Annotated in this window: 12 protein-coding genes; 4 read left to right on the forward strand and 8 right to left on the reverse strand. The window is 70.3% G+C overall.

The features are described 5' to 3' along the window. The first annotated feature begins 6 nt into the window (after positions 1-6). A complete protein-coding gene (locus OHA03_RS06175) occupies positions 7-1,431 on the forward strand; it encodes a PLP-dependent aminotransferase family protein (protein ID WP_267001534.1) in 1,425 nt (474 codons plus the stop codon). Positions 1,432-1,506: 75 nt separating this feature from the next. On the opposite strand, the gene OHA03_RS06180 is transcribed toward OHA03_RS06175, so the two are convergent. The 7 genes from OHA03_RS06180 to OHA03_RS06210 all read right to left on the reverse strand — a co-directional run bounded on the left by OHA03_RS06180 (position 1,507) and on the right by OHA03_RS06210 (position 11,829). Beyond that, positions 1,507-2,094 (reverse strand): TetR/AcrR family transcriptional regulator, encoded by a 588-nt coding sequence (locus tag OHA03_RS06180; protein WP_267001536.1) that lies wholly within the window; start codon positions 2,092-2,094, stop codon positions 1,507-1,509. An 83-nt stretch (positions 2,095-2,177) separates the two neighbouring features. Beyond that, complete coding sequence (gene serA / locus OHA03_RS06185; RefSeq protein ID WP_267001538.1) at positions 2,178-3,770, reverse strand: phosphoglycerate dehydrogenase; 1,593 nt, start codon at positions 3,768-3,770, stop codon at positions 2,178-2,180. A 270-nt stretch (positions 3,771-4,040) separates the two neighbouring features. After that, positions 4,041-5,042 (reverse strand): ketol-acid reductoisomerase, encoded by a 1,002-nt coding sequence (gene ilvC / locus OHA03_RS06190; protein WP_093772369.1) that lies wholly within the window; start codon positions 5,040-5,042, stop codon positions 4,041-4,043. A 102-nt stretch (positions 5,043-5,144) separates the two neighbouring features. Then, positions 5,145-5,672, reverse strand: a complete 528-nt coding sequence (ilvN, locus tag OHA03_RS06195; RefSeq protein ID WP_030928848.1) for an acetolactate synthase small subunit — start codon at positions 5,670-5,672, stop codon at positions 5,145-5,147. 22 nt (positions 5,673-5,694) lie between these two features. Then, a complete protein-coding gene (locus OHA03_RS06200; protein WP_267001542.1) occupies positions 5,695-7,551 on the reverse strand; it encodes an acetolactate synthase large subunit in 1,857 nt (618 codons plus the stop codon). 206 nt (positions 7,552-7,757) lie between these two features. Then, positions 7,758-10,595, reverse strand: a complete 2,838-nt coding sequence (locus OHA03_RS06205; protein WP_267007940.1) for a bifunctional diguanylate cyclase/phosphodiesterase — start codon at positions 10,593-10,595, stop codon at positions 7,758-7,760. Between the two features lie 283 nt (positions 10,596-10,878). After that, entirely contained in the window at positions 10,879-11,829 is a 951-nt protein-coding gene (locus OHA03_RS06210; RefSeq protein ID WP_267001544.1) for a 2-hydroxyacid dehydrogenase, read from the reverse strand. A gap of 133 nt (positions 11,830-11,962) precedes the next feature. Here OHA03_RS06210 and OHA03_RS06215 point away from each other — a divergent pair, with 133 nt between their 5' ends. The 3 genes from OHA03_RS06215 to OHA03_RS06225 all read left to right on the forward strand — a co-directional run bounded on the left by OHA03_RS06215 (position 11,963) and on the right by OHA03_RS06225 (position 14,515). Next, positions 11,963-12,919, forward strand: coding sequence for an aldo/keto reductase (locus OHA03_RS06215; protein WP_267007941.1), 957 nt, complete (start codon positions 11,963-11,965; stop codon positions 12,917-12,919). Positions 12,920-13,081: 162 nt separating this feature from the next. Beyond that, on the forward strand, positions 13,082-14,257 hold the full coding sequence (locus OHA03_RS06220) for a sorbosone dehydrogenase family protein (protein ID WP_267001546.1): 1,176 nt from the start codon (positions 13,082-13,084) through the stop codon (positions 14,255-14,257). Positions 14,258-14,269: 12 nt separating this feature from the next. Further along, positions 14,270-14,515, forward strand: coding sequence for a DUF6191 domain-containing protein (locus OHA03_RS06225; protein WP_267001548.1), 246 nt, complete (start codon positions 14,270-14,272; stop codon positions 14,513-14,515). A 52-nt stretch (positions 14,516-14,567) separates the two neighbouring features. Here the strand turns inward: OHA03_RS06225 and OHA03_RS06230 are convergent, their stop codons facing one another. Further along, complete coding sequence (locus OHA03_RS06230) at positions 14,568-17,699, reverse strand: helix-turn-helix transcriptional regulator (protein ID WP_267007942.1); 3,132 nt, start codon at positions 17,697-17,699, stop codon at positions 14,568-14,570. Between the last annotated feature and the right edge of the window lie 12 nt (positions 17,700-17,711).

The raw sequence follows: 17,711 nt of genomic DNA on the forward strand, positions 1-17,711 counted from the left end.
ATTCCGATGTCGGAATCATGGGTCAATTCGGCGGAGCGGATCGGCAGCGACCTGCTGCTGGAGCTGGCTGGACCGGGCAGCCGCCGGTCCGTTCTCATCCGCGCGCTGCGCGACGCGGTCCGGGCGGGACGGCTGCCGCCCGGCACCCGGCTGCCGCCCTACCGCTCGCTCGCCGCCGACCTCGGCCTGGCCCGTAACACCGTCGCCGACGCCTATGCCGAACTGGTCGCCGAGGGCTGGCTGACCGCCCGTCAGGGGTCCGGCACCCGGGTCGCGCACCGCGCCGCTGCCGCCGCCCCTGCCCGGATCCCGAAGAAGACGCCGTCCCGCCCGGCCACGCCCGTGCACAACCTTCGTCAAGGACAGCCGGACGCCGCGTCCTTCCCCCGTACCGCATGGCTCGCGGCCTCGCGCCGCGCCGTGAACGGCGCGCCGAACGACGCCTTCGGCCCCGGGGATCCACAGGGTCGCATCGAGCTGCGCCGCGCGCTGTCCGGCTATCTGGCGCGCGTCCGCGGGGTGCGCTGCTCCCCCGAACGGATCGTGATCTGCTCCGGCTTCGCGCACGCCCTTCGGCTGCTGTTCGGCGGCGGCGTGCTGCGCGGCCCGCTGGCGGTGGAGTCGTACGGGCTCGCTTTCCACCGTTCGCTGCTGGTCGCCGCCGGGGTCCGCACGGTCCCGCTGGCGATCGACGAACACGGGGCCCGCACCGGTGAGTTGACCGGACTGCCGGGCGTACGGAGTGTGCTGCTCACCCCGGCCCACCAGTTCCCGACGGGCGGTCCACTGCACCCGGAGCGGCGTGCGGCCGTGGTCGACTGGGCTCGTACCCGCGGCGGGCTGGTCCTGGAGGACGACTACGACGGGGAGTTCCGTTACGACCGTGAGCCGGTGGGCGCCGTCCAGGGCCTCGATCCGGACCGGGTCGTCCACCTCGGCTCCGTCAGCAAGAGCCTCTCCCCCGCCATTCGCCTGGGCTGGATGGTGCTGCCCGAGCACCTCGTCGGCGCCGTGCTGGCCGCCAAGGGGGAACGCGAGGGCTGGGCGAGCGTCCTGGACCAGCTCGCGCTCGCCGACTTCATCGAATCCGGCCACTACGACCGGCACATCCGCCGGATGCGGCAGCGCTACCGGCGCCGCCGTGACCAGCTCGTCGCCGCCCTGGCCGCACACGCCCCGCACATCACGCCCACCGGCATCGCCGCCGGACTGCACGCCGTCCTGCGGCTACCGCCCGGCACCGAACGCTCCACCGTCAAGGCCGCCGCCTGGCAGGGCCTCGGCCTGGACCCGCTCGCCGACTTCCGTCATCCGGCCGCCACCATGCGCGCCGAGGACGGCCTGGTCGTGGGCTATGCGACGCCGCCGGACCATGCGTACGGCGCGGCCCTGGAGGCGCTGTGCCGGGCCTTGCCACCGCCCGGCGCCTGACCACCGGGCGGGCACTGCCACATCTCAGCCCCTCCGGCGATGGACGACACAGCGTGGCCGCGGCCACGCAATCGCCTACGACACCCGCCCCTCGAGCACCGCCTTCAGCCCGTCCGTCAGGTCCTGCGCCGACGGCGCCGAGTCGCGGTCGATCATCCACTGCACCATCACGCCTGCCAGCAGCGCCTGGCAGAACAGCCCGGCGACCCGCGCCCGCTCCGGGTCGGTCTCCGGGTCGATGCCCAGCATGTTCTCGGCGAGCCCGTCCCGGCCTTCACGCTGCGGGCCCGCCAGGGCCTTCTGCAGCTCGGGGTCGGAGTCGACCCGGGACACGACCTCCATCTGGAGTTGCCAGACGGCACGTGTCCGTTCGTAGCTGCCGATCACCCGCTCCCACACGTCGCGGAACTGGTCGAGAGGCGCCTGGGGGGAACCGTCGCCGTTCCCGGTCCCGTCCGGCTGCTTGGTGAGCAACTCGCCCCACTCCTCCGTCACCTTGAGGAAGGCGAGATTGAGCAGGGCCTCCTTGGAACCGTAGTGGTAACCGATGGAGGCGAGGTTGGTGCCGGAGGCCGCGACGATGTCGCGTGCCGTCGTCCGGGCGTACCCCTTCTCCAGCAGGCAGCGCTTGGCGCCTTCGAGCAGATCCTCACGGTGTCCCATGAAAGCAGCGTACCCGGCATGCAGACGTTTGTGTAAGACGCACGTCTACATTCCGGGTACACCGGCCCGCACAGGGTTTGGGATCAGTCGCTGAGGTTCACCGAGCGGGCCGAGGTCGCGCCGATCTCCTCGGCGATCTCGCTCAGGACCGCTGCCGGGACGTCGTCGTCGACGGTGAGGACGACCAGCGCCTCGCCGCCCGCGGCCGCCCGCGAGACCTGCATGCCGGCGATGTTGAGACCGGCCTCGCCGAGAATCTTGCCGACCGCGCCGACGACACCGGGACGGTCCTCGTACCGCAGGACGACCATGTGGTCGGCGAGCGCCAGGTCCACATCGTGCTCGCCGATCGCGACGATCTTCTGGAGGTGCTTGGGGCCGGCCAGCGTGCCGGAGACCGCGACCTCCTCGCCGCTCGCCAGCGTGCCGCGGACCGTCACCACATTGCGGTGGTCCGGCGACTCGGAGCTGGTGGTGAGGCGGACCTCGACACCGCGCTCCTGCGCGAAGAGCGGGGCATTGACGTAGGACACCGTCTCGTCGACGACGTCCTCGAAGACGCCCTTGAGCGCGGAGAGTTCGAGCACCTTGACGTCGTGCTGGGTGATCTCGCCGTACACCTCGACATCGAGGCGGGCCGCGACCTCGCCCGCGAGCGCGGTGAAGATCCGGCCGAGCTTCTCGGCGAGCGGCAGGCCGGGACGTACGTCCTCGGCGATGACGCCGCCCTGCACGTTGACCGCGTCCGGCACGAGTTCACCGGCGAGCGCGAGGCGGACGGACTTGGCGACCGCGATGCCCGCCTTCTCCTGCGCCTCGTCGGTGGAGGCGCCGAGGTGCGGGGTGCAGACGACCTGGTCGAACTGGAACAGCGGGGAGTCCGTGCAGGGCTCCTTCGCGTACACGTCGAGACCGGCGCCGGCGACGCGGCCCTCCTTGAGGGCGGAGGCGAGCGCCTCCTCGTCGACGATGCCGCCGCGCGCGGCGTTGACGATCCGCACCGAGGGCTTCACCTTGTGCAGCGCCTCGTCGCCGATCAGGCCGAGCGTCTCGGGGGTCTTCGGCAGGTGCACGGTGATGAAGTCGGAGACTTCCAGCAGCTCGTCCAGCGTGAGGAGCTTGACGCCCATCTGCGCGGCGCGGGCCGGCTGCACATAGGGGTCGTACGCGACGATCTTCATACCGAAGGCCGACATGCGCTGCGCGACCAGCACGCCGATACGGCCGAGGCCGACGACACCGAGGGTCTTCTCGCTCAGCTCGACGCCGGTGTACTTGGAGCGCTTCCACTCGCCGTTCTTGAGGGCGGTGTTGGCCTGCGGGATGTTGCGCGCGGTGGCGACGAGCAGACCGCAGGCCAGTTCGGCGGCGGTGACGATGTTGGACGTCGGGGCGTTGACGACCATCACGCCGGCCTTGGTGGCCGCGGAGACGTCGACGTTGTCGAGACCGACGCCCGCGCGGGCGACGACCTTCAGCTTCTTCGCGGCGGCGACGGCCTCGGCATCGACCTTGGTGGCGGAGCGCACCAGGATGGCGTCGACATCGGCGATCGCGGGGAGGAGTTCGGCGCGGTCCGCGCCGTTGCAGTGCCGGATGTCGAAATCCGGCCCCAGGGCGTCAACCGTGGCAGGCGACAGCTCTTCAGCGATGAGTACGACAGGTTTCGAGCTCACGTGAGTCCTCACAAGTCCAGTGCGGACGGCCGTCCCGACGGCCGCAGGCGGTGGAGGGGCTTGCCGCGTGGAAGACGCACGACACTGTGGGCCTGACGCGTGTATGTGTGGAGAAGTGTAGTCATGCGCGAGTGCGCATTCTGCGCCCCGATGGAAGGATCACCCACATGGGGCTGGACGACTTGTACACACGTACGGCGCCGCCTTCTTCCAGCGGTGATGCGGATGCGCCGCGGGGCGGGTCCGAAGACCCGCCCCGCGGCTGAGGACTTACGCGTCCTCGTCGTTCACCCAGCTCATGAGCTTGCGCAGCTCACGGCCGGTGGTCTCCAGCAGGTGGTCGCTGTCGGCCTTCTTGTACTCGTTGTACTTGGGCAGACCGTTGTGGTACTCGGCCATCCAGTTCTTGGCGAAGGTGCCGTCCTGGATCTCGGCGAGAACCTTCTTCATCTCGGCCTTGGTGGCGTCCGTGATGATCCGCGGGCCGGTGACGTAGTCGCCCCACTCGGCGGTCTCCGAGATCGACCAGCGCATCTTCTCCAGGCCGCCCTCGTACATCAGGTCGACGATGAGCTTCAGCTCGTGGAGGCACTCGAAGTAGGCGATCTCCGGCTGGTATCCGGCCTCGGTCAGGGTCTCGAAACCGGCCTTGACCAGAGCGGCGGTGCCACCGCAGAGGACGGCCTGCTCACCGAACAGGTCGGTCTCGGTCTCCTCGGTGAAGGTCGTCTTGATGACGCCGGCGCGGGTGCCGCCGATGCCCTTCGCGTACGACAGGGCGAGCGCCAGGCCGTTGCCCGAGGCGTCCTGCTCGACGGCCACGATGCACGGAACGCCGCGACCCTCCTCGTACTGGCGGCGGACCAGGTGGCCCGGGCCCTTCGGGGCGACCATGCAGACGTCGACGTTGGCCGGCGGCTTGATGAAGTCGAACCGGATGTTCAGGCCGTGACCGAAGAACAGCGCGTCGCCGTCCTTGAGGTTGTCCTTGATGGACTCCTCGTAGACCTGGGCCTGGATCGGGTCCGGGACGAGGATCATGATGACGTCGGCCTCGGCGGCGGCCTCCGCCGGGGTCACCACGCGCAGGCCCTGCTCCTCGGCCTTGGCCTTGGACTTGGAGCCCTCGTGCAGACCGACACGGACGTCGACACCCGAGTCACGCAGCGACAGCGCGTGGGCGTGGCCCTGGCTGCCGTAGCCGATGACCGCGACCTTGCGGCCCTGGATGATGGACAGGTCGGCATCGTCGTCGTAGAACAGCTCGGCCACTGGGTCTTCTCCTTGGTGTGCAGGTGTTGCGTCCCACCGTACGGCGGGGTGCGTCAATTACGTTTTCGGGTCTCGCCATACGAGCGGCGAGAGGGGTGGCGGCTAGGCCGTACGGTCGAGGGCGCGCAGCGAACGGTCGGTGATCGAGCGCGCGCCGCGCCCTATGGCGATGGTGCCGGACTGGACGAGCTCCTTGATGCCGTACTGCTCGAGCATCTTGAGCATGGCCTCCAGCTTGTCGGCGCCGCCGGTCGCCTCGATCGTGACGGCGTCCGGGGACACGTCCACGGTCTTGGCGCGGAACAGCTTGACGATCTCGACGATCTGGGAGCGGGTCTCGTTGTCGGCGCGGACCTTCACCAGGACGAGCTCACGCTGGATCGCAGCGGACGGCTCGAGTTCGACGATCTTCAGTACGTTGATCAGCTTGTTGAGCTGCTTGGTCACCTGCTCGAGGGGCAGGTCCTCGACACCCACGACGATGGTGATGCGCGAGATGTCGGGGTGCTCGGTGGTACCGACCGCGAGCGAGTCGATGTTGAAGCCGCGTCGGGAGAACAGGGCCGTGATCCGGGCGAGGACACCGGGCTTGTTCTCGACCAGGACGGAGAGCGTGTGCTTGGTGGACATGGAGTCGGTCTCTCTCTGTCTCTCAGTCGTCTTCGTTGTCGCCGAAGTCGGGGCGGACGCCACGGGCGGCCATGACCTCGTCGTTGGAGGTGCCGGCGGCGACCATCGGCCACACCATGGCGTCCTCGTGGACGATGAAGTCGATGACGACCGGGCGGTCGTTGATCGCGTTGGCCTCCGCGATGACCTTGTCCAGATCGGCCGGGTCCTCGCAGCGGATCGCGTAGCAGCCCATGGCCTCGGACAGCTTGACGAAGTCCGGCACGCGGGTGCCCTTCGCCGGGGCGCCCTCGGTGTCGGCGCCGGAGTGCAGCACGGTGTGGGAGTACCGCTGGTTGTAGAACAGGGTCTGCCACTGGCGGACCATCCCGAGCGCGCCGTTGTTGATGATCGCGACCTTGATCGGGATGTTGTTGAGCGCGCAGGTGGTGAGTTCCTGATTGGTCATCTGGAAGCAGCCGTCGCCGTCGATCGCCCAGACCGTACGGTCCGGCATGCCGGCCTTGGCGCCCATCGCGGCCGGGACCGCGTAACCCATCGTTCCGGCGCCGCCGGAGTTCAGCCAGGTGGCGGGCTGCTCGTACTGGATGAAGTGCGAGGCCCACATCTGGTGCTGGCCGACGCCCGCCGCGAAGATCGTGTTCTCGGGGGCGAGCTCGCCGATGCGCTGGATGACCTGCTGCGGGGAGAGGCTGCCGTCCTCGGGGAGGTCGTAGCCGACCGGGTAGGTGTCGCGCCAGCGGTTGAGGTCCTTCCACCAGGCGGAGTAGTCGCCGGTGTGTCCCTCGGTGTGCTCGGCCTGGACGGCCTGGACGAGGTCGGCGATGACCTCGCGGGCGTCACCGACGATCGGCACGTCGGCGGTGCGGTTCTTGCCGATCTCCGCCGGGTCGATGTCGGCGTGGACGATCTTGGCGTACGGGGCGAAGCTGTCCAGCTTGCCGGTGACGCGGTCGTCGAAGCGGGCTCCGAGGGCGACGATCAGGTCGGCCTTCTGCAGCGCGGTGACGGCGGTGACCGAACCGTGCATGCCCGGCATTCCCACGTGCAGCGGGTGGCTGTCGGGGAACGAACCGAGCGCCATCAGAGTGGTGGTGACGGGCGCTCCGGTGAGCTCGGCGAGGACCTTCAGCTCGGCAGTCGCCCCGGCCTTCATGACGCCGCCGCCGACGTACAGCACCGGCCGCTTGGCCTGGGTGATGAGCTTGGCGGCCTCACGGATCTGCTTGGCGTGCGGCTTGGTGACCGGGCGGTAGCCGGGCAGGTCCTGGGTCGGCGGCCAGCTGAACGTGGTCTGCGCCTGCAGGGCGTCCTTGGCGATGTCGACGAGGACGGGGCCCGGACGGCCGGTGGAGGCGATGTGGAAGGCCTCGGCGATCGTGTGCGGGATGTCCTCGGCTCGGGTGACCAGGAAGTTGTGCTTGGTGACCGGCATCGTGATGCCGCAGATGTCGGCTTCCTGGAAGGCGTCCGTGCCGATCGCCTTGGAGGCCACCTGGCCGGTGATCGCGACCAGCGGGACGGAGTCCATGTGCGCGTCGGCGATCGGGGTGACCAGGTTGGTCGCGCCCGGACCGGAGGTGGCCATGCAGACACCGACCTTGCCGGTGGCCTGCGCGTAGCCGGTGGCGGCGTGTCCGGCGCCCTGCTCGTGACGGACCAGCACATGACGGACCCGGGTGGAGTCCATCATCGGGTCGTACGCCGGAAGGATGGCGCCGCCGGGAATGCCGAATACCGTGTCGGCCCCCACCTCCTCAAGAGACCGGATGAGGGACTGCGCACCCGTGACGTGCTCAACGGTGGCGGAGGACGATCCGCCGTTACGGGCCCGCGGCTGGGGATGATGGGCCCCGGTGGCCTGCTCGGTCATCGGCATTCTCTTCTCGAAGCTGAGGGTTTTTGCGGGGTTTTGAGGTGTGCCAGTGCAACAAAAAACCCCTCGTGCCGTGAGGCAAGCGAGGGGAGCGCGCCGGTGCGGTCTGCAGAGTGTCAACGAGGGACTCTGCTTCAGCCGACGCGCTTTCCAAGTACGAGAATTCGGGTGCGCATGGCATTGACCCTCTCTCCGACGCGCACAGCGTGTCAAGTAGGTGGGATAGGCATCTCAGAATGTGGTCCACTGAGCAGCGGAATCGAGCCGCCCGTCAGGACGGGCTGAGCAGTGGGTCCGCCCGGCACCGGGAACTCTCCGCGCACCAGCGTGCGGCGCAGACGGTACTCGTCCAGCGGCCCGGAGAAGGCCATCCCCTGGCCGTGCGTACAGCCCATGGCGCGCAGCGCGAGGACCTGTTCCGGCACGTCGACCCCGTCGGCCACCGACTGCAGGCCCAGATCGCAGGCGATCCTCAGCAGCCCACTGGTGATCTTGTTCAGTCGGGCCGATTCCACGACACCCTCGACGAGACCCCGGTCGAGTTTCAGTACGTCGATGGGGAGCCGGCGCAGCGCATTGATCGCGGCGTAGCCACTGCCGAAGCCGTCGAGCGCGATCCGTACACCGAGCCGACGCAGCGCGACGAGGCGCTGTTCGAGCTCGTCGAAGGAGACCCGGGGGTCGTTGTCGGAGACCTCGATCATCAGCGCCCCCGAGGGCAGGCCGTGCCGGGTGAGGAGCGCCTCGACGGAGCCGAACGGCATCGCCCTGTCCAGCAGTCTGCGGGCGGACAGCCGGACGGCAACGGCGACCTGGTGCCCGGCCATGGCCCGGTCGGCGGCCTGCTCGACGGCCTCTTCCAGGAGCCAGCGGCCGAGCTCCGCGGTGCGGTCGCCGTCCTCGGTGACGCGGAGGAACTCGGCGGGGGTGAACAGGATGCCCTGGGCGGAGCGCCAGCGGGCCTGTGCGGCGACGGCGGCGACGGTGCCGGTGGCGAGATGGACCACGGGCTGATGGAGCAGGGCGAACTCGCCGTCCCGCACGGCGGTGCGCAGCCGGGTCGCCAGTTCGGACCGGCGTACCACTTCGGCCTGCATCTGCGGGGCGTACAGCTCGACACGGTCCTTGCCGGCCGCCTTGGCGCGGTACATGGCGAGGTCGGCATTGCGCATGAGGTCGGTGGGGGTGATGGCGGGCTCGGCGAAGGCGACCCCGATGGAGGCGGCGACGCGGACCTCGCCGCCGCCGATCCGGTAGGGCTGGGAGAGCGTGAGGCGCAGCCGGTCGGCGATCTCGTGTACCTGGTACTCCCGGGCGCCCTGATCACGCGTGCCGTCTCCGAGGATGAGCGCCGCGAACTCGTCGCCGCCGAGACGGGCCGCGGTGTCCCCGGCCCGCACGGACTCCTGGAGACGGCGGGCGGCCTGGACGAGCAGCTCGTCGCCCGCCTGGTGGCCGAGACGGTCGTTGACCGCCTTGAAGCCGTCGAGGTCGATGAAGAGCACCGCGGTGCCGGGGTCACCGGAGCGGCGGCCGCCGAGAGCCTGGCGGACCCGGTCGGTGAACAGGGCGCGGTTGGGCAGGTCGGTCAGCGGGTCGTGCTCGGCGTTGTGCTGCAACTGGGCCTGCAGCCTGACCCGTTCGGTCACGTCCCGGCTGTTGAGGATCAACCCGCCCTGGTGGCGGTTGACGGTTGACTCGACGTTGAGCCAGTCACCGGTGCCGGATCTGAACCGGCACTCGATCCGCGTGGTGGGTTCCTCACTGGGCGGCGCGGCCAGAAACCGCCGCACCTCGTGGACCACGCGCCCCAGGTCCTCGGGATGGATGATCGAGGCGAGCTCGGCGCCGACGAGATCGTCGGCCTCCCGCCCGTAGACTCCGGAAGCGGCGGGGCTGACGTACCGGAGGATGCCGGTGGGGGCGGCGATCATGATGACGTCGCTGGAGCCCTGGACCAGGGAGCGGAAGTGATTCTCCTTCTGCGCCAGCTCCTGGGTGAGCGCGATGTTGTCGACGAGCATGATGCCCTGTCGTACGACCAGGGCGAGCACCACCATGCAGCCCGTGAAGACCACGACGCGGTCCACCCGGCGGCCCTCGATGACGTTGTAGAGAATGCCGAGGGTGCAGACGGCTGCGGCGAGATACGGCGTCAGCGCGGCCAGTGAACCGGCGATCGGACGGCTGGTGGTGCGCGGGGCCGGGCGGGGCTCGACAGCGTTGTCTCCTGTCCGGTTCGCACCCCAGGGGGCGTACGCGAGGAGCAGCGAACCGGCGAACCAGCCGGCGTCCAGCAACTGACCGGAGTGGTAGGTCTGGCGGAGCAGCGGCGAGGTGAACAGCGCGTCGCAGAGGACCGTCAGCGCGAGGGCGGCGATGGCGGTGTTCACCGCGGAGCGGTTGACGTTGGCCCGCCGGAAGTGCAGGGCGAGCACCATGGAGACCAGCACGATGTCGAGCAGCGGATAGGCCAGCGAGAGCGCCGCACGGGCCACGCTCGCCCCTTCGGCGTCCGCGAGATGCGCGGTGTGGGCGAGCGCCAGGCTCCAGGAGAGCGTGAGGAGCGATCCGCCGATCAGCCAGGAGTCCAGCACCAGACAGACCCAACCGGCCCTGGTGACCGGGCGCTTGGCGAGGACGAGCAGCCCGACGATGGCGGGCGGCGCGAAGCAGAGGAAGAAGACGTCGGCCGGCGACGGACTGGGCACATCGACCCCGAGCACGACCTCGTACCAGCCCCAGACGGCGTTCCCCCCGGCGGCCATCAGCGAGGAGAGCGAGAACAGCAGCCAGGCGGGCCGGAACCGGTCGCATGCGAAGCGCGCGTAGAGGAAGCAGGAGACGGCCGCGATGAGGGCAGCGGCACTGAGGCCGAAGTCGCCCATGACGAGCGCCAGCTCGGACGAGCCCCAGCCGAAGGCCGCCCCCACGGCGTAACCGCCGCAGACCAGGCCGAGAAGGATCTGCGAGACCACCCCGGACGCCCCTCCGGCGGTCGACTGCCGGGAGAAGAACGCCCCGAAGGCGCTCGCCGGGGCGCTCACCGAGGTGTCCCCGATGCTGTCGGGCGGGTGAGGGCGCGGCACGATGGGCGCCCAGGTGGTCTCCGTCGACCGCCCTGCCGCGTCGGATCGTTCGCCCATCGGCCCTGCATCGCCCGTCGCCCCCCTCGCGTTCCACTGCCACCCCGCGCCGTCCCTTCCACGGCGCAGCCCCCATTCGGGACGATACACCAGACTCGTCACACAGGGACATAGTTCCTCTACTCTCCGTGACGATATGGGCAGTTGTCGGCACTCTGCGCAGCAGAACGGCTTCGCAGAGTGGTCAGCCGGTGGTGAGTACGACGTTCTGCACCGGCTCCCCCGCGGCGAACCGGGTGAGCTGTCCGGCCAGCAGTCGCTTGGCGCGCGGCAGGAACGCCGAGGTGCTGCCGCCCACATGCGGAGTGATCAGGACGTTCGGAGCATGCCAGAGGGGGTGGCCGGCGGGCAGCGGTTCCGGGTCGGTGACATCGAGTGCCGCGCGCAGCCGCCCGGACTCGAGTTCGGACAGCAGAGCCTTGGTGTCCACGACTCCGCCCCGGGCGACGTTGACGAGCAGCGCGCCGTCCGGCATCGCGGCGAGGAAGTCGCCGCTCACCAGCCCTTGCGTGGAAGGGTTCAGCGGGGTGGACAGAATGACGATGTCGGCTTCGCGCAGCAGTGCGGGCAGGTCGTCGAGTGTGTGTACGGGGCCGCGCGCTGTTGTCCGCGCGGAGCGCGCGACGCGCGCCACCCGCGCACACTCGAAGGGCGCGAGCCGGTCCTCGATGGCGGCGCCGATCGATCCGTACCCCACGATCAGAACGGATTTGTCGGCGAGCGCCGGGTAGAAACCTGCCCGCCACTCCTCCTTGTCCTGACCGTGGACGAAGCCGGGGAAGCCGCGCAGCGAGGCGAGGATCAGAGCGAGGGCGAGCTCCGCCGTCGAGGCCTCGTGAACCCCCTTGGCGTTGCACAGCCGCACCCCGGCGGACAACCGGCCGAGCCCCGGCTGGACATGGTCGATGCCCGCCGAGAGCGTCTGGACGACCTGGACCGCCCCCATCCCGGCGAGCGGGCGGACCGCGATCTCCGGGCCCTTCATGTAGGGAACGACATAGAACGCACAGTCCGCGGGGTCGGCCGGGAAGTCCTGCTCGCCGTCCCAGAAACGGTAGTTGAGCCCCTCGGGGAGCCCTTCGATCTCCTCGGCCGGAATCGGCAGCCATACATCGGGAGTCGTCATAGAAGTCATGGTCAGGAGGCTATGCGAAGTACGGGAGACGGCAGAGGTTACTTTGGGGTGCGGTGCGGGGTCCCGTGACGGCGGGGCCGAGGGAGGGTTCGGGGAGTTGGAGCGCAGGAGTCTCGGTGCGGCGGCGCTCGCCGTGGGTGCGGTCGGGCTCGGCTGCATGCCGATGAGCTGGGCGTACAGCGCGTCGCAGCAGCACGGTGACCGTGCGTTGCGGACGGTGCACGCCGCGCTCGACGCGGGCGTCCAGCTGCTCGACACGGCGGACATGTACGGCCCCTTCACCAACGAGCTGCTGATCGGGAGGGCCCTCAAGGGGCGCCGGACCGATGCCTTCGTCTCCACCAAGTGCGGGCTGCTGGTGGGCGATCAGCACATCGTGGCCAACGGCCGTCCCGGCTATGTGCGCCGAGCCTGTGACGCGTCGCTGCGGCGGCTGCAGACCGATGTGATCGATCTGTACCAGCTGCACCGGGCCGATCCCGAGGTGCCGGTGGAGGAGACCTGGGGCGCGATGGCGGAGCTGGTCACCGCGGGGAAGGTGCGGGCGCTGGGGCTGAGCGCGGTCGGGGCGAGGGCCTCGCGCCGGCCGGGTGCGCGGATGCACGACGAAACGATCCGCCAGCTGGAGCGGGTGCAGCAGGTCTTTCCGGTGAGCGGGGTCCAGGCGGAGCTTTCGGTCTGGTCGCCGGAGGCCCTCGACACGCTGCTGCCGTGGTGCGAGGCGCGGGGTGTGGGGCTGCTGGCGGCGATGCCGCTGGGCAACGGCTATCTGACGGGCACGCTGACGCCGGGCCAGGGCTTCGAGCCGGACGATCTGCGGGCCAGGCATCCGCGGTTCACGGCCGAGATGATGGCGGCGAACCAGCCCGTGGTGGTGGGGCTGCGGCGGATCGCCGAACGGCACGGGGCGACTCCGGCACAGGTGGCGCTGGCGTGGGTGCTGCGCCAGGGCCCCCATGTGGTGCCGGTGCCGGGCACGAAGCGGGAGCGGTGGGCGGTGGAGAACGCGGGGGCGGCCGGGCTGGAGCTGACGGCGCAGGATCTGGCTGAGATTGCCCGGCTGCCGCGGGCGCTGGGTTCGTGGGACTGAGCGCAGAAACTCGGCGGTCATGCGGAACCCGGGGCGGGGCTGCGGTGTAAGAACAGTAGTCAGGCAGCCGTCGAAGGGATCGGTGCTGTGCGCGCTTCTGTATTCGGATCCGTAAGAGCTCTGGTGGAACGGCCACGAGGGTTTCCCGTTGCGCGCCGCGCGATGGTGACCGCGGTCGCGGTGGGCTCACTGATGGTGTCGGCGGGGTGCTCGTCGAGCGACGGTTCAGGGAGCACGGGCGGCGACGCGGCGGGTACGACACACCCACCACCCTCCTCCCCCGCTGCGTCCTCCTCGTCCTCCACCTTGCCGCCGCCGTCCTCGTTGCCGCCCGCAAAGGGCTCGGTGAAGGTGGTGTCGACGCTGACCGAGGGACTCGCCTCACCATGGGGTCTGGCGGAGCTGCCCGGCGGCGATCTTCTGGTGTCGTCGCGCGACGAGAGAACGATCACGCGGGTCGACGGGAGAACGGGGAGCAAGACGCTGCTGGGCACGGTGCCCGGGGTGTCGCCCGCCGGGGAGGGCGGGCTGCTGGGCATCGCGATCTCGCCGACGTATGCCTCGGACCATCTGGTGTACGCGTACTTCACGACCGGGTCCGACAACCGCATCGCCCGCATGCGGTACGACGAGCACGGTGACACCGGCCGGCAGCTGGGCGCGCCGCACACGGTCCTGCGGGGCATCCCGAAGGGCAACATCCACAACGGCGGCCGGATCGCCTTCGGCCCGGACCACATGCTGTATGCGGGGACGGGCGAGACGGGGAACACCGGCCTGGCGCAGGACAAGGCGTCCCTGGCAGGCAAGATCCTGCGGATGACGCCGGACGGCAAACCGGCACCGGGCAACCCCGAACCCGGCCTGCTGATGTATTCGTACGGGCACCGCAATGTTCAGGGGCTGGCCTGGGACAGCCGGAAACAGCTGTGGGCGTCCGAATTCGGGCAGGACACGTGGGACGAGCTGAATCAGATCGTGCCCGGTGGGAATTATGGCTGGCCGAAGTACGAGGGGAAGGTCGGAAAGAAGGGTTTCGTCGACCCCGTGGCACAGTGGAAGACGTCCGAGGCGTCCCCGAGCGGGATCGCCTTCGCCCAGGGCTCGATCTGGATGGCGGGCCTGCGCGGTGAGCGACTCTGGAGGATCCCGCTTTCGGAGAACCCGGACAAGGAACCTCTGGCGGCCCCGCAATCGTTCCTGAAAGGACAGTACGGCCGGCTGCGCACCGTGCTCGCGGCGGGCGGCAACAGACTCTGGCTGGTCACGAGCAACACGGACAACCGCGGCACACCGGAACCGGGAGACGACAGAGCCCTGGTGCTGGAGGTGCGGTAGCGGCTACAGCAGGTGAAAGGGCGCGAGCCGGTGTTCAACTTCTTCGAGGAACTCTTCGCCCCGGGCCGCAAGCACGCCGCGGAGGAGCAGAAGCGCCTGGAACTGTCCCGGGTGGACCTGGGCGTGGGCGATCCCGGCCGCGGCCCGATAGACCTCGCGTCGGGAAAGGTGACGGTCCGCCTTCCTGAGCCGGAGGACGAGGACGGGGACGAGGACGACGACGCCGAGGACGGTCCATCAAGCCCGTCCGGCGATTGAGGACAGACGGGGCGGCAGCCCGGACCGCACCCGCACCCGCACCCGCACCTGGCTATGACACCTCACGGGCACGGTACAGGCGGAGGCGGTGGGCGAGCGCCGCGGCCTCGCCACGGCTGGAGACGCCGAGCTTGGCGAGAATGTTGGAGACGTGCACGCTCGCGGTTTTGGGTGAGATGTAGAGCTCCTCGGCAATCCTCCGGTTCGTGTGCCCGGCGGCGACGAGCCGGTGCACGTCCTGCTCGCGCCGGGTCAGCCCGAACGACTCCACTGCCGCGGCCGCCGCGTCCTGGCGCTGCTCCTCGGCCTGCTCGCGCTCCGCCGTCTTGTCCATGGTGGCGTCGTCGGCCACGACGGTGACGGCGGTCGGGATCTCGTCGACGGAGGTGGCGAGCCTGATGCGGGCGCGGCCGGCCAGCAGCTCGATGGTCTCGGTCAGCGGACGCGCTCCGAGCCGTTCGGCGGTGCTGTGCGCGTCGCGCAGGAGGCCGGTGGCCCTGGCCCGGTCGCCGGAGGCGATGAGGAGGGCTTCGGCCCAGCGGTGGTGGACCTGCGCCAGTTCGTAGGGGCGGTGCAGGGGAGCGAAGGCGGCGGCCGCACGGGACCAGTGGTCGGGGGTGTCGGTGCCCTCGGCGCGGGCCAGCTCGGCGTTGATCAGCAGACCGTAGGCGGCCCAGACCGGGACGAGCATCGGCAGCTGCTTCAGATGCTTACGGATCAGGGCAAGGATCGCCGGACGTCCGGGCTCCGTGGCGGGCAGGCCACGGGCGTCCGCCTCGGCCGTGGCGGCGATCTGGAGCAGGGGCAGCGCGTACCGCTGGGTACCGGGCGGGAAACCCGTTTCCGCCTGAGCCTCGAATGCGGCCCGCGCCTCGGCGAGGCGGCCCTGTTGTACGGCAAGGGTCATGGCGTGACGGACCGGGCTGATGAGGTGCTGGGGCTGCGGATCTCGGGAGCCGAAGTGGCGTTGGCTCAGCGCCAGTTGCACCTCGGCCTCGGCGAGGTCACCGCGAGCGAGGGCCAGCTCGGTGCGACGTGAGGCGACGAGGCCGTGCGCCTTGCGGGACTGGGCGGCCCGGGCGGCCACGTCGATGGTGGCCCGGCTCTCCTCCCAGTGGCCGAGGGAGAAGTACGACATCGCCTGGTTGGAGCGGACCCAGGCCTCCGTGTCGGGGATGCCGTGGCGGTGGCAGACCTCGATCCCGTGGTCCGCGGCGGCCACGGCTTCCAGGGAGCGGCCCATCGATTCGAGTGTGGAGGGGAGGTTGATGCTGGCGCGGCCCATGATGCCGACGAGGTGGAGTTCATCGGCTCGGTCGCGGACGGCGTACATCTCGGCGATGCCCTCGTCGACGGCGCCGGCGTCGGCGGTGAGCCAGCCTCGGGTGAGCCGAGCGTGCAGCTCGATGTACTCGTCGCCGACGAGTTGGGCGTACTCCACGGCCCGGTCGGCGGCGGCGAGTGTCTCGGCGCCGGGGCGGTGCAGGGCGCCCCATCCGGCCACGCTCATGAGGACGTCGGCGTGCACGGCGGACGGCGGCAGACCGCGGACCAGATCCTGGGCGGTGGCCAGTTCCTGCCAGCCGTCACCGCGGGTGAGTGCCTGCACCAAGTGGGAGCGCTGGACCCAGAACCAGGCGGCGCGCAGCGGGTCGGCCTCGCCGTCCACGACCCGCATGGCCTTCTTGGAGATGGCGAGGGCTCGTTCGCGGTCGCCGCCGAAGCGGGCGGCGACAGTGGCTTCGGCCATCAGGTCGAGGTAGCGCAGCGGGGTCGTGTCCGGTTCGCCGCACGCCGGGTACACCTCGGCGTAGTCGATGGGGCGCAGGGTGCTGCGTATCTCGTCGGGGACGTCGTCCCACAGCTCCATGGCCCTTTCCAGCAGCCGCAGTTGCTCGGAGAAGGCGTAGCGGCGGCGGGCCTCGACGGAGGCCTTCAGCACGGCGGGGAGGGCCTTGGCCGCATCGTGTGCGCCGTACCAGTAGCTGGCGAGGCGGGTGGCGCGCTCACCGGCACGCACGAGGGTGGGGTCGGCCTCCAGCGCCTCGGCGTAGCGGCGGTTGAGCCGGGAGCGTTCGCCGGGCAGCAGATCGTCGCTGACGGCTTCGCGGACCAGCGAGTGCCGGAAGCGGTAGCCGTTGCCCTCCGGTGTGGTGAGCAGCAGGTTGGCGCCGACGGCTCCCCGCAGCGCCGCGATGAGGTCGTCCTCGGCGAGGCCGGAGACCGCGGCCAGTAGTTCGTACTCGACGGTGGAGCCGCCCTCGGCGATGATCCGGGCGATCTTCTGGGCGTCCTCCGAGAGCGCTTCGACGCGGACGAGGAGGAGGTCGCGCAGTGAGTCGGAGAGTCCGGAGCTGTCGCCGCACTCCAGGCTGCAGGCGAGCTCTTCGACGAAGAAGGCGTTGCCGTCGGACCGTTCGAATATCTCGTCGACGAGGTCGGGTTCGGGGGTGGCCGCGAGGATACCGGTGAGCTGGCGACCGACCTCGGCGCGGTTGAAGCGGGCGAGTTCGATCCGGCGGACGGTGCGGAGCCGGTCCAGCTCGGCGAGGAGCGGGCGCAAGGGGTGGCGGCGGTGGATGTCGTCGGCCCGGTAGGTGCCGACCACGACGAGGCGGCCGCTGCGCAGCGTGCGGAAGAGATAGGCGAGGAGGTGCCGGGTGGAGGCGTCGGCCCAGTGCAGGTCCTCCAGGACGAGGACGACGGGCCGGTCGGCGGAGATGCGTTCCAGCAGCCGTGCGGTGAGCTCGAAGAGGCGGGCGGTTCCGTGCTCGTCGGTGGCGTCCCGGTCGGCTTCGCCGAGTTCGGGGAGGAGCCTCGCCAGTTCGCCCTCCTGCCCGGCGCAGGCTGCGGCCATTTCGTCGGGCAGGGTGCGGCGCAGGGCGCGCAGCGCCGTGGAGAACGGGGCATACGGCAGCCCGTCGGCGCCGATCTCGACGCAGCCGCCGACGGCGACGACGGCCTCGCGTCGGCCGGCCGCCGTCAGGAATTCCTCGACCAGCCGTGTCTTGCCGACACCCGCCTCGCCACCGATGAGCAGCGCCTGCGGTTCGCCGCCCGGGGCTCCCGGACGGCCGGGGGGCCCGGCGGTGGCGCGGGCGAGCGCATCGGTGAGCGAGGTGAGTTCGCCTGCGCGGCCGACGAACACGGGACTGACGGACCTGGTCTCCACGCCGCCGAGCATCGCACATGGGTC

It is taken from the genome of Streptomyces sp. NBC_00154, assembly GCF_026342835.1.
GTDB lineage: Bacteria > Actinomycetota > Actinomycetes > Streptomycetales > Streptomycetaceae > Streptomyces.